Source organism: Cupriavidus sp. KB_39 (assembly GCF_052114485.1).
Classification (GTDB): Bacteria; Pseudomonadota; Gammaproteobacteria; order Burkholderiales; family Burkholderiaceae; genus Cupriavidus.
Map to the genome: position 1 here is coordinate 104,854 of NZ_JBFREV010000017.1, position 13,791 is coordinate 118,644.

Consider the following 13,791-nt stretch of genomic DNA (forward strand, 5'->3'; position numbering starts at 1 on the left):
CCATGGCCGTGACGTATGACGAATAGTGCCTATTTAGGGGGCGATGCAGCGCCGCCGCAATTGGCGAGGAGCGCCAGCAAGGCCTCCAGCCCCACCGGCTTCACGAGGTGGGCGTCGAAACCATGCGCGCGGGTGCGGTCGCGGTCGGCGGCCTGGCCCCAGCCGGTCAGCGCGACCAGCATCACCGGGCGGTCGCGCCAGGTCTGGCGGATGCGCGTGGCCACCTCGTAGCCATCCATCGACGGCATGCCGAGGTCCAGCAGCACCACGTCCGGCCACCATTGGGCGAGGGCCTCCAGCGCGCTCGCGCCATCGTAGGCCACCGTGGCGGTCGCGCCGTACATGTCCAGCAGCATCGCCACGCTGTCGGCGGCATCGCGGTTGTCGTCCACCACCAGCACGCGCACCGGCTTGGGCAGCGAGCCGGGCCGGCTTTTCGCGTCGTCAGCCGCGGCGGGGCCATCGCTGGCCGGCAGCGAGACGGTGAAGGTGCTGCCGAGCCCCAGCCCGGGGCTGGCGGCCTGGACGTCGCCGCCATGCATCTGCGCCAGCTTGCGCGTCGTGGCGAGCCCGATGCCGAGCCCGCCCTGCGAGCGCGGCGCGTTCTTGTCGAACTGGCCGAACAGCGCGAACAGCCGCCCCAGATGCCCGGGCGGGATGCCGATGCCGGTGTCGGCCACGGCGGCGTGGATGCCGGCGGCGTCGCGCCACGCGTGCACGTCGATGCGTCCACCAGGGTCGGTGTAGCGCACCGCGTTCGCCAGCAGGTTGCCGAGGATCTGCGCCAGCCGCACCGCGTCGCCGAGCACCGGCAGCGGGGTGTCGGCCGGCTGGAGCGTCAGCACGTGGCCCGCCTGGATGGCGGCGGGGCGGGCGGCCTCCACGGCATTGCGCAGCACGTCGGCGAAGTCGAGCGGCTCAACCTTCAGCTCGATCACGCCCCGCGTGATGCGGGAGACTTCCATCAGCTCGTCGATCAGCCGCATCATGTGCTCCACCTGCCGGTCGAGCATGGCCTGGAGGCGCGGCGCGTCCATCCGGGTGGCAGCGGCGGCCTGGAGCTGGAGCGCATTGTGGATGGTGGCCAGCGGGTTGCGTAGCTCGTGGGCCAGCGTGGCGAGGAATTCGTCCTTGCGGGCGTCGGCCTCGCGCAGGATGGCTTCGGCCTGCTTGCGCACCGTGATGTCGAGCGCCGTACCCAGCACATTGGCTTGATGCCGCCGGCGACCCTCGCCCTCGAACTCGACCTGTCCATTGGCCGCGTGCCAGTGCTCGCTGCCATCGGGCCAGAGGATGCGGTAGTCCACCTCGAAGCCGCCGCCACCACTCTCGTCGGCCGTGGCGATGGCGGTTTCCACGGCCTGCAGCAGCCGGGGCCGGTCATCGGGGTGCACGCGCTGGAGGGTCTCGGCCAGCGGCATGACTTCGGCCTCGCCGCCGCCGCGCAGCTCGCGCATGCGCGCATCCATATAGACCAGCCCGGTTTCCGTGTCCTGCCGGAAGGTGCCGAGCCGGGCGATGGCCACGGCCAGTTGTGCCTGGGTTTCGGTCTTGCGCAGCGCCGCCTCGGCCTCGCGCCGGGCGGTGATGTCGCGGAACAGGACGCCGACCAGCGGGCGCACCCCATCGCCCACGCGGAAGGCGTAGACCTCGAACCAGCGGTCCAGCGCGCGCGCCTGCTCGACGAAGCGACGCGGATGGCCGCGCAGCGCCACCTCGCCATAGATCTCGAACCAGTGGGCCTCGTGCCCGGGTGCGAGGTCGCGCATATTGCGGCCCTGCGCCTGATGCAGCCCGGTCTGGGCCTCGAACACGTGGTTGACGGTGACGAAGCGGTAGTCGATCGCCCGGTCGCCGTCGAAGATCACCTCGATGACGCAGAACGCCTGGTCGATCGCGTCCGCCAGCGCGTGGAAGGCGGCGCTGTCTAGGCCGGCGGCGGCGAGGGCATGCGGGGATTCCTGCACGATGTGGCTTGCCTGGTGGTCAATGCAAAAACGGCCGGCACCACGCATTGCGCGGGTCCGGCCGTTCCGGCGATTCCGCCCCGGGTGCCGGGGCGGAGGGAGCAGTCATCAGCCCTTCACGGCCTCCAGGGCCGCGTTGAGCGTCTTGCTCGGGCGCATCACCGCGTCCAGCTTGTCGAAGTCAGGCTTGTAGTAGCCGCCGATGTCGGCTGCCTTGCCCTGCACGTCCGACAGCTCGCCGACAATGGTCTTCTCGTTGTCGGTCAGCGTCTTGGCCAGCGGTGCGAAGGTCTTGGCCAGTTCGGCGTCGTCCTTCTGCGCGGCCAGTTCCTGGGCCCAGTACATGGCCAGGTAGAACTGGCTGCCGCGGTTGTCGAGCTGGCCGGTCTTCGGCGACGGGCTCTTGTTGTTGTCGAGCAGCTTGCCCGTGGCGGCGTCCAGCGTCTTGGCCAGCACCTTGGCGCGGGCGTTGCCGGACTTGATGCCCAGCTCTTCCAGCGACACGGCCAGGGCCAGGAACTCGCCCAGCGAATCCCAGCGCAGGTGGTTCTCTTCCACCAGCTGGGCCACGTGCTTCGGAGCCGAACCGCCGGCGCCGGTCTCGTACAGGCCGCCACCGGCCATCAGCGGCACGATCGACAGCATCTTGGCGCTGGTGCCCAGTTCCATGATCGGGAACAGGTCGGTCAGGTAGTCGCGCAGGATGTTGCCGGTCACCGAGATGGTGTCCAGGCCGCGGATCACGCGTTCCAGCGTGTAGCGCATGGCGCGCACCTGCGACATGATCTGGATGTCCAGGCCGTTGGTGTCGTAGTCCTTCAGGTAGGTTTCCACCTTCTTGATCAGCTCGGCCTCGTGCGGACGGTACGGGTCCAGCCAGAACACGGCCGGCGTGCCCGAGTTGCGGGCGCGGGTCACGGCCAGCTTCACCCAGTCGCGGATCGGGGCGTCCTTGACCTGGCACATGCGCCAGATGTCGCCCTGCTCGACCTTCTGCGTCAGCGCCGTCAGCACTTCATTGGTGGCGTTGTCGACGATGCGGGCCTCGCCGTCTTCGGCAATCTCGAACGTCTTGTCGTGCGAGCCGTACTCTTCGGCCTTCTGCGCCATCAGGCCGACGTTCGGCACCGTGCCCATCGTCACCGGGTCAAAGGCRCCGTTGGTCTTGCAGAAGTTGATGATTTCCTGGTAGATCCGGGCGAAGGTCGATTCCGGGATCAGGCACTTGGTGTCCTTGGTGCGCCCGTCGGCGCCCCACATCTTGCCGCCGATACGGATCATGGCCGGCATCGAGGCATCGACGATCACGTCGTTCGGTGCGTGCAGGTTCGAGATGCCCTTGGCCGAATCCACCATCGCCAGTTCCGGGCGATGTTCGTGGCAGGCGTGCATGTCGCGGATGACTTCCTCGCGCTTCGACTCCGGCAGGGCCTCGATCTTGGTGTACAGGTCCACCAGGCCGTTGTTCACGTTCACGCCCAGTTCGTCGAACAGCTTCTGGTGCTTGGCGAAGGCGTCCTTGTAGAAGACCTTCACGGCGTGGCCGAACACGATCGGGTGCGACACCTTCATCATGGTCGCCTTCACGTGCAGGCTCAGCATGACGCCGGTCTTGCGCGCGTCTTCCATCTGTTCTTCGTAGAAGGCCAGCAGGGCCTTCTTGCTCATGAACATGCTGTCGATGACTTCGCCGTCCAGCAGGGCCACCTTCGACTTCAGGACGATGGTCTTGCCGCTCTTGGTGACCAGTTCCATGCGCACGTCACGTGCGCGGTCCAGCGTGATCGACTTTTCACCGTGGTAGAAGTCGCCATGCTTCATGTGYGCCACGTGGGTGCGCGAAGCCATGCTCCAGTCGCCCATGCTGTGCGGGTGCTTGCGGGCGAAGTTCTTCACGGCGGCCGGTGCGCGGCGGTCGGAGTTGCCTTCGCGCAGCACGGGGTTCACGGCGCTGCCCAGGCACTTGGAGTAGCGCTTCTGGATGGCCTTTTCTTCGTCGTTCTTCGGATCTTCCGGGTAGTCGGGGATCTTGTAGCCCTTCGACTGGAGTTCCTTGATCGCGCTGACGAGCTGGAACAGCGAGGCGCTGATGTTCGGCAGCTTGATGATGTTGGTGTCCGGCAGCAGCGTCAGGCGGCCCAGTTCGGCCAGGTTGTCCGGCACGCGCTGCTCTTCGGTCAGGAATTCGGGGAATTCGCCCAGGATGCGGCCAGCCACCGAGATGTCGCTGGTCTCGACGTTCACGCCAGCCGGGGCTGCGAACGTGCGGATGATGGGCAGGAAGGCACTGGTCGCCAGCAGCGGAGCTTCGTCGGTCAGGGTGTAGATGATGGTTGGCTGCTGGGTACTCATTGCTTATCTCGCATCAAGAATCAGGTTGGAAAATGCCCCGGGTGGGTCACAGCCGGGGGCAAGACCCGAATTTTGCCTTATTTTTGGTGTCGGGAGGGGCGAACCATTGCGGTTTTTGCGCGGATGTATGCAAAGGCATTCAGATGTCGAAGTCGTCTCTGTCGCGCATCAAGCCTGCAAGTCCGTCAATTGTCGGCCATCTTCCTTCAAATTGCCGACTGACGGCTAGGTGTGGAACCCTTGCGGCGCAGGGTCCACGCYGGAGCGCTCCACGGCGGCAATGACCTGGGCGCCGAACAGCAGCAGCGTGGCGGCAATCTCCAGGCTCAGCAGCACCACGATGGCCGTGGTCAGGGAGCCGTACACCCGCCCCACCTGCGACAGCGTGGCGAAATACCAGACCAGCACGTGGCGGGACACCTCCCAGAGCACGCAGGCGAAGACCGCCCCCACCAGCGCATGGCGCACGGACAGCCGGCCCACCGGCATRACGAGGTAGATCGAGGTCAGCAGCAGGATCTCGCCGGCCAGCCCGAGCAGGTAGAGCAGGGTGCCGGACAGGCGGTCCAGCGACCATTCATGGCCGAGCACCTCCAGGTGCCGTTCGCCGATGGTCTGGAGCCCGCCCGCCACCAGCGTCACCACCAGCAGTCCCACGCTCAGCACGAGGATGTAGCAATAGGGCAGGATGGCCGAGACGAGGAAATGCCGCCGCCGGATGGCCACGCGATGGATGAAGATGACCGACATGGCGTTCTCCAGCACGGTGAAGGCCAGCGAACTGAAGAAGATCATCGTCACCAGCAGCACCCAGCCGAGGGCGCGGTGGTCCATGAAGCGCGCCAGTTCGGCCACCAGTGCGCGCGACTGCCCGGGCAGTAGCCATTCCAGATAGCGCGCCAGCGTATCGAGCAGCCGGGCCGGCTCGATCACGTGCGACAGGCCAATCAGCATCAGGATCAGCAAGGGCACGATCGACAGCAGCGCGTAGTACGCCACCGCCCCGGCCAGCAGCAGGCCCTGGTTGGCGCGGAATTCCCGGAGCGTGGTCAGGATGAAACGCCCGGGGTGCTGGAGGACGTGCCGGATGCGGGTGTCGAGGATGGGCATGGGAGGCAAGGAGGCGTCACAGACCAATGTGGCCCATCGGCGGTGCCCCGGCAAGGCGAGTTTGTCCGACACGGTGCCCGGGGCTGTACACGGTGCTGTACAGATCGGCCCGAAAGTCATGCCGATCTGTATCCAATCGACGCTGGCCCCCGTCCCTATAATGGCCCAATCCCCCGAAGTCGCCCTTTTTGAAGGAAATCCGACATGCTCGACTGGCACGACCTGGCCTTTTTCGCCCTGGCGGCCCTTGTTCTGGTGCTGACGCCGGGGCCGAACATGATCTATTGCGTGTCCCGCGCGCTGTGCCAGGGCCGAGCGGCGGGGCTGGTCTCGCTGGCGGGCGTGCTGCTCGGGTTTGTGGTCCACCTGATGGCCGCCGCGCTGGGGCTGACCGCGCTGCTGATGGCGGTGCCCTTCGCCTTCGATGCCATCCGGCTGGCCGGCGCGGCCTACCTGCTCTGGCTGGCCTGGCAGGCGGTGCGCCCCGGCGGCGCCGCGCCGTTCCAGGCCCGGGCGCTGCCCGACGATCCACCGCGCAAGTTGTTCAGCATGGGCTTTGTCACCAATCTGCTGAATCCCAAGGTGGCGATGTTCTACCTGTCGTTCTTCCCGCAGTTCCTGCATCCCGAGCAGGGCTCGGTGCTGTGGCAGAGCCTGCAACTGGGCGCGGTGCAGATCGGCGTCAGCGGCGCGGTGAATTTGCTGCTGGTGATGGGGGCGTCCGGGATTACCGCATTCCTGTCGCGTAGCGAGCGGTGGTTGCGTGCGCAGCGCTATGTGATGGGAACCGTACTTGGCGCGCTGGCCATGCGCATCGCGCTGACAGACCGGAAGTAGCCCGATTCAGCGCGTGGCGTAGGGAAAGTGATGCTGCGCCGCCATCTGGGACAGATGGTCGCGCAGATGGCCCAGTTCGGCCGACAGCTGCAGCGTCAGGAACGCGAACGAGCTATGGCCGATGGACGGATCGTCCGGGTGCGGCGCCGGCAGGGTGATGTTCTGGCGAACCATGGACTCGTCGCCGGCTTCCAGCGCGCTGGAAATTTCCAGCAGCAGGTCGCGGATGCAGTGCTCGTCCCCGCAGGCATCGATGCTCTCGGGCGGAATCGTCGCCAACATCTCCAGCGCGCTGATGCACACCCGCGCGCAGTGCTGGACCTCCTCCAGATCCGCCGGCAGCGTGCCGGTTTCCTTCGCTACCGAGGGGATCAGGCTGCGCAGYTGCACCAGCGGCGGGCCCAGCTTCATCATGGCCTGCTGCCGCTCGCTCTCATCCGCAAAACCCCGTTCGATCTTGGCGTGCACGGCCGCACAGGCGCGCAGCAGCCCGGCCAGCTTGAAACGCCACGAATATGACGCATAGGCCGGCAGCGCGAACGAGAACACCAGCGCGATGGCCGTGCCGATCATCACATCAACCGTGCGCCAGAGCGCGTCATAGACGTTCTGGTCRCCGTGGCCRGCCGTGATGACCACCGTAATGCCAGCCAGCAGCGCGATATATCCCCCCTTGCCGACCGCATGGTAGGCCGCATACCCGCACGCCACGGCGATCAGCAGGTAGGTCAGCAGCGGAATGCGGAAGTAGCTTTCCTGGAGGATCAGGAAGAGGCCGACGAAGGCGCCGATCAGCGTGCCCACCCCGCGCTCGGCGGCGCGGCGGCGGATATTGCCGTGATGCTGGAGCCCGCCAATGACCACGAGCACCGTGATCGACGCCCATTCGCCATGCGGCACGTTGATGCCGGTGGTCAGCGCGATGGACACCAGCAGGGCCAGCGCCACGCGCGTGGCGTGGAAGATGCGGGCCTGGCGGAATCGGCGATCGGGGTCGAACAGCGCGCTTGTTGTATTTCGCAGGGCCTCAAGCATGGGGGCGATCACCTTCAGGGGGGGCCGGGACGCTTGTAGTGTATAGAGCCCGGCGCACGATCCGCAACATGGGCCGCCGCTTCCCTGGCGCTGGGGGTTCCTGGCCGCCATCTGAAGTCATGCAGATCTCATTGAAGTTTATCTAAGCGCACTTTCGAACTTGTCATATTCGATGATGCGAGCCTTCGCCGCATTGTGCTGGCTGCGCCGCGCAGCAGCCGATGCAGCCGTCGCCTTGCCTTCATCCTGTGTCGACATGCTCCGATATGCGCAACCCCTCGCCGTCGCCGTCCCGTACCGTCTCTGTCCGTTGCGCCGGTCTGCCCACGTTGATGGGTGCACCGGCGCTGGTGTTCTCGCGGYTGTCCGGGACGGAGCGGCTGTGCGAGTTGTTCGAATACGAAGTGCAGCTGAAGACGCCCGACGCCCGGTATGCGCCGTCCGGTCCGGCGGCGAACCTCGACACGCAGGCCCTGCGCGGCCAGGAACTGACGGTGGCCATCGAACTCGATGGCAGCGGCACCGGGCCAGTTGGCCGCACCGGCGTGGGCACGCGGGAGATCACGGGGCTGATTACCGACGTGCGTGGCCCGATCCCGCAAGGCCGGCAGATCGCCTACTGCCTGACGCTGCGCCCGTGGCTCTGGCTGGCCACGCTGACCACGAACTTCCGCGTCTTTCAGCAACAGACCGTGGTCGGGATCCTCGAAGCGCTGCTCTCCGCCTACACCTTCCCCATCGAATGGCGCCTCGACGTGGGCCGCTACCCCAGCCGTGAATACCAGGTCCAGTACGGCGAGAGCGACTTCGATTTCTTCCAGCGCCTGACCCAGGAGTGGGGCATTTCCTGGCACATCGCGCACAGCGATGGCAAGCACCGGCTGGTGCTGACCGATGCCAACAGTGCCTTCGCGCCATACACCAGCCTCGCCTACCACACCATTCGCTGGCAGCGCAGCGCGGACCGCATCGACGAGGAGTGCCTGCACGCGTTCGTGCTGCACGACCGCCTCGTGTCCGGCCAATGGGCCAGCTCCGACTACGATTTCGTCAAGCCAGGCGCGGATCTGGCGGTGCGCTCGGCGGCGCCGCTCGATACCGCGCATGCCGAGGCAGAGATCTATGAATATCCGGGCGACCATGGCCAGCCYGCCACCGACAACGACCCGTGGCGCGAAGGCGGCCATCTCGCCCAGTTGCGGATGGAGGCACTCCGCCAGCACGGCAGTCGGGCGAGCGGACGCGGCCACGTGCGCGCGATGGTGCCCGGATGCACGTTCAAGCTGAGCCATTTTGTCCAGGACAAGGCCAATCGCGAGTACCTGATCCTCGGCACCGATCTGGAGATCGAGGATGTCCCCGAAGTGTCGGGCATGGGCCAGCAGTGGCGTTGCGAGGTCGCCTTCACGGCGCAGCCGACGAACGTGCTGTTCCGGCCCGAGCGGACCCAGCCCAAGCCGCGCACSAGCGGCCCGCAGACCGCCACGGTGGTMGGGCCGGAGGGCGAGGAGACGTGGACCGACGCGTACGGGCGCATCCGTATCCAGATGCATTGGGACCGGMTCGGCCAGCGCAACGCCAACAGCTCATGYTGGGTGCGGGTSTCTTCGGCGTGGCAGGGCAATCGCTTCGGGGCGGTGCACGTGCCGCGCATCGGCCAGGAGGTGGTGGTCGAGCACCTGAATGGCGATCCCGATTGTCCTATCGTCACCGGCCGTGTACCGAACCGTCTCAATATGCCGCAGTGGCCGCTGCCGGCGCAGCACGCGCTRTCCGGCTTTGTCAGCAAGGARTTGCATGGCGAGCGGGCCAACGCCTTTGTCCAGGACGATACCCAGGGAGAAATCCAGACCCAGCTGCAGAGCGGCCATCAGACCTCGTGGCTGGGCCTCGGCTTTCTGACGCGCGTGCTGCACGGCGCCGGGCGCAAGGACAAACGGGGCGAGGGTTTCGAGCTGCGCACAGACGGGCAGGGCGTCGTGCGCGCCCACGGCATGCTGCTGACCACCGAGCGACGTGCCAACGCCCGGGCGCATCACAAGGACATGGGCGAGACCGTGGAGCGGCTGGCCGTGGCGCGCGCGCAGCAGGAAACGCTGGCCGAACTGGCGCAGCAGCACGCGGCGCAGGACGCGGCCGACCAGGCCGACCACGCCGAAGTGGCCCGCGCCATCCAGCAGCAGAACGAGGACATCCACGGCACAGGAACTGCCAATGCGGATGCCGGCAGCTTTCCGGAACTGTCCGCGCCGCACCTTGTGCTGGCCAGCCCGGYCGGCATCGAGGCCACCACGGCGCGCTCGACGCAYCTCGCTTCGGGCGAGCATCTGGCGCTTACCAGCGGTGGGCATACCAGCCTTGCCGTGGGCAAGCGGCTGCTGGCCAGCGCGAGCCGGGGAATGCGGATCTTCATCCAGAGCATGGGGTGGCGGCTGGTGGCGGCCGGCGGCGACATCGACCTGCGTGCGCTGCGCGACAGCATCAACCTGCTGGCCCGGCTCGGGATCACAGCCACCGCCGACCGGATCACGCTGTCGGCCCGGCAGGAGCTCGTCATCAGCGGTGGCGGCAGCAGCACCACCTATGGCGCGGGCGGCATCACGCATCGCACGGGCGCCGCGTATGTCATTCGCACCGCCAGCTATGCCCTGATCACCGCGCAGCGCGGCGCCGTGGCGTTCCCGCCGGCGCGCAAGCCCGGGCAAGGCAATCTCGAACTGTTCAACCGCTACGCCAACCACACCGGCATCGGCGGGGAGTTCCGCGTGGAGGATGCCTTGGGCAAGGCCGTGGCCGGCCGGCTGAACGCTCAGGGCTTCGCGGCGGTCAGTGGGCTCGCACCGGGCCCYGCCACGGTGAGCTTCGGCAAGGACCCCGCCGATACCTGGGTCGAGGCCAGTCATGTCGGCCAGCCGGAATGGCCACCGCGCGTGGCGCGAACGGAGGAAGACAGTGCGGTGGCCCAGAGCGCCGCCGGGCTTGTCGCGGAACAGGTGCGCGCTGCCGCGAGCCGGGCCAGCGAGCTTGGCCAGACGCTGCAGAGCGCGCGACAGCTCGCCGCGGCGGTCAAGACTATTCCCGATGGTTTGGCGGAATTCGGCCTGTCCGGCGCCCAGTCACTGCTGGGCCAGGCAGTGCCGACGTCGATGCCGGTACCGACACTGGCCAAGGCCGTATCGCATCCCACGCGGCCTTCGATCGCCACGCCGGGGTTTGTTTCCTGATTCCCGCCGAAGCCCATCCATCGCCAATACCCCGAGCCATGCCAGAACCGAGACCTTCACCCGCTCCGCGCCCGCCCGAGACAGCAGTGGCCCCGCTCAATACCATCGACGTGGAAGATGTGGGCCGGGGTGCCGCGCAGGTCGATGCGTGGCTGCGGCAGGCCAGTGGCGGGCTGGTGACGCTGGCGCGCATCCAGACCGTGGCCGGTGGCTTGCCCGTGCTGGGCAACATCATGGCACTGGTCGATGCACTCAACGACATCTTCGTGCTGATGCGCAGCCGCTCGCGCGATGTGCTCGACTGGGCCAGCCTCGGGATCAACCTGATCGGCGTGCTGCCGTTGCCACCGGGCATGGCAGCGGCACGCATGAGCCTGCGGCCCACGCTCGCACTGGTTCGTCAGGAACTGCGCCAGGCTGCCACAGCCACACTTGGCGATGGGCTGATCGAGGTGCTGGTCGGACATTTGAACGCCACCATCATCGGCGAGCTCGACGACTTTGTGCAGCAGGCGCAGACGAAGCTGGGCGCCATCCTCGACGATGCCGGCGCGTTGGGCGAGAGGCTGCTGGGCGAGATGGCCGGCGGAATGGAAGCCGTCGCGCTGGGCCAGCTGGATGCCGCCGGCAGTGCGCGGTCGGCCCGCACGCGAGCCGGTGTTGCAGCCGGGCAGTGGCTTAACGATCCCCGGGCGGCCATCAGTAATGTCTTTGGCGCGGTGTGGGATGCCCACAAGGCGGCGGGCAAGGCGGGGGCCAACAAGGCGGTGCGGCTCGCGATGCCCGAGAAGATGCGGCAGCAGGTGGCGGCCAGCGCGGGCGCCTTGCGCGAGATGGGCCCGACGCTGCGGGCGCAACTGGCGAAGTTGGCTGATCCGCGGGCCGCGCACAGCCTCGGCTGGCTGCTGGCGATACTTGCCCAGGCGGTGGCGCGCTGGCGCCAGAAGCGGCGCGCCGGCCAGAGCGCCAATGTTCACCCGAAACACACCAGCGAGGCGCGGCAACGCGCGCAGGATGGCGAGCTGGGCGCCATCGGCCGTCAGGCGCCAGCACGGGGCAGCCCGGGCTGCCGGAACTGCCCGGCGCCGTCCGGCAGCCGGCGCAGCATCAGCTTCGCCACCGGCGACGAGACGCTGTCGCACACCGATTTCATCCTGCCGGGGCAGCTGCCGCTTGCCTGGACGCGTACCTACCGCTCAAGCCTCGCCGCCTACGACACCGGTATATCGAACCAAAGCGGCGCGCGTTGGATCACCCCGTACACCACCCGCTTCGATCGGGCGTCCAAAGGCGTGGTGTATCACGCGGCCGATGGCCGCAGCCATGCCTATCCGCTCCCCGAGATYGGCAAGTTCCACCACGATCCGATCGAGAACATCACGCTTGTGCGGGTGTCGGAGAACACGCTGACGCTCGCTCGGGGCTTCGAGGGTCAGGAGACCTATCGCCTTCACGGGCAGCGCTTCCGTCTGACCGGCATCGAGCTGCGCAGCGGCGCGGGCGTGGCGCTGCACTATGACCATCGCGTTCATGGCGACACTGTGTTGTCGGACGTGATCGCCTATCAGGGAGCGGCGACGCTGGCGCATATCGGCATCCGCCCCGACGCGGCCGGGCGCATTGCCGAACTGTGGCAGATCGTCGACGGCCAGCTCGTGCGGCAGCTCTCGCGCTATACCTACGACGACGCGGGCGATCTCGTGATGGCGCAGGACGAGAACGCCGCCCATTGGGACTACACCTACCGGCATCACCTGCTCACGCGCTACACGGACCGCACCGGGCGCGGCACGAACCTGCAGTGGCACGGCGATGGCCCGGATGCACGGGCCGTACGCGAATGGGCCGACGACGGCAGCTTCGACACCCGCCTGGCGTGGGACCCCGACATCCGCGTGACCTGCGTAACCGACGCGCTCGGCCATGAAACCCGCCACTACTACGACATCCTCGGCTACACCTATCGGATCCGGTATCCCGACGGACTATCCGAATGGTTCTTCCGCGACGAGGCCAAGCATGTCGTCAGGCATGTGCATGGGGACGGCGCCGTGGACCGGTTCGCCTACGACGGACGCGGCAACCTGCTCGAGCACCTGCGCCCGGACGGCAGCGCGGTGCACTACGCCTGGGACGACGCCGATCAGCTCATTGGGATCCGGGACGCCGAGGGTGGGCTGTGGCAGCGCCGTCATGACGACCGGGGCAACCTGATCGAGGAGACGGATCCGCTCGGACACAAGACCGAATACGCCTACAACCAGGCAGGCCTGCTGGTGGAGATCCTCGACGCCCGGGGCGGGAGGAAGCAATTGGCCTACACCGCCTCGGGGCAGCTCGCCAGCTACACCGATTGCTCGGCCAAGACCAGCACCTGGCAGTACGGCGCACGCGGCGAACTGGTGAAATTCGCCAATGCGGCAGGCGAGGCCACCCAATACCAGTACGAGGGTGGCCAACTGGCCAGCGTCAGCCATCCCGATGGGCGCGCGGAAACCTTCGAGCGCGACGCGGAAGGTCGTTTGCTGGCGCATACCGATGCGCTGCGCCGGCGCACGACTTGGCACTACGGCGAGGCCGGCCTGATAGCGGGGCGCACGGACGCGGCGGGCCGCATGCTCGGCTACCAGTGGGACAAGCTCGGACGGCTCATTACACTCGTCAACGAGAACGACGCCAGGACCGAGTTCCACTACGACCCGGTGGGGCGCCTGCTTGAGGAAACCGGCTTCGACGGCAAGACGACGCGCCACTACCATGACCCGGCTACGGGCAGGCTGACAAGGAGCGTCGATGCCGGGCAACTGCAAACCACGTACGCGTTCGATGCCTCTGGTCGCCTGATTCGCCGCGAGGCCGGCCGGCTGGATCGACAAGGCCAGGTCGGGCGCAGCGAGGCCGAGACCTTCGCCTACGATGGCAACGGCCGCATGATTCTGGCCGAGAACGCGGACAGCCGCCTGCAATGGTTCCACGACGCCGCGGGCAATGTGGTGCGAGAACATCAGCACTACCGGTGCCTGGAGCAGCCGCTGGTGGCGGTCTGGCGGCACGAGTTCGACGCGCTGCACCAGCGCATCGCCACGATCCGCCCGGACGGGCACCGCGTGGCCGTACTGACCTACGGCGCGGGCCACGTGCACGGCGTGATGCTTGATGACCGCGAACTGGTCCATCTTGAGCGCGACGACTTGCACCGGGAGGTGCTTCGCACACAGGGCAATCGGCTCTCCCACGCGCAGGCGTACGATCCGGCGGGGCGGCTG

At 67.4% G+C, this 13,791-nt stretch carries 7 protein-coding genes; 3 read left to right on the top strand and 4 right to left on the bottom strand.

The annotated features are described in order from the left end of the window. Window positions 1-29: 29 nt before the first annotated feature. From AB4Z27_RS15000 to AB4Z27_RS15010, 3 genes are all read right to left on the bottom strand, one after another. Window positions 30-1,967 carry a hybrid sensor histidine kinase/response regulator gene (locus AB4Z27_RS15000; protein ID WP_441644690.1) on the bottom strand — a complete coding sequence of 646 codons (1,938 nt, stop codon included), beginning with the start codon at window positions 1,965-1,967 and terminating at the stop codon, window positions 30-32. 108 nt (window positions 1,968-2,075) lie between these two features. Then, complete coding sequence (locus AB4Z27_RS15005; RefSeq protein ID WP_092295863.1) at window positions 2,076-4,319, bottom strand: NADP-dependent isocitrate dehydrogenase; 2,244 nt, start codon at window positions 4,317-4,319, stop codon at window positions 2,076-2,078. A 225-nt stretch (window positions 4,320-4,544) separates the two neighbouring features. Then, on the bottom strand, window positions 4,545-5,429 hold the full coding sequence (locus AB4Z27_RS15010; RefSeq protein WP_441644691.1) for a YihY/virulence factor BrkB family protein: 885 nt from the start codon (window positions 5,427-5,429) through the stop codon (window positions 4,545-4,547). 204 nt (window positions 5,430-5,633) lie between these two features. Between AB4Z27_RS15010 and AB4Z27_RS15015 the strand changes: the two genes are divergently transcribed. Continuing rightward, window positions 5,634-6,266 carry a LysE family translocator gene (locus tag AB4Z27_RS15015; RefSeq protein WP_092295857.1) on the top strand — a complete coding sequence of 211 codons (633 nt, stop codon included), beginning with the start codon at window positions 5,634-5,636 and terminating at the stop codon, window positions 6,264-6,266. 6 nt (window positions 6,267-6,272) lie between these two features. Here the strand turns inward: AB4Z27_RS15015 and AB4Z27_RS15020 are convergent, their stop codons facing one another. Beyond that, window positions 6,273-7,301 (bottom strand): FUSC family protein, encoded by a 1,029-nt coding sequence (locus AB4Z27_RS15020; protein ID WP_092295854.1) that lies wholly within the window; start codon window positions 7,299-7,301, stop codon window positions 6,273-6,275. Between the two features lie 332 nt (window positions 7,302-7,633). Between AB4Z27_RS15020 and AB4Z27_RS15025 the strand changes: the two genes are divergently transcribed. After that, a complete protein-coding gene (locus tag AB4Z27_RS15025; RefSeq protein WP_441644692.1) occupies window positions 7,634-10,525 on the top strand; it encodes a type VI secretion system Vgr family protein in 2,892 nt (963 codons plus the stop codon). An 86-nt stretch (window positions 10,526-10,611) separates the two neighbouring features. Next, window positions 10,612-13,791 (top strand): DUF6531 domain-containing protein (locus AB4Z27_RS15030; protein ID WP_441644693.1); only part of this gene is annotated, 3,180 nt, incomplete at its 3' end.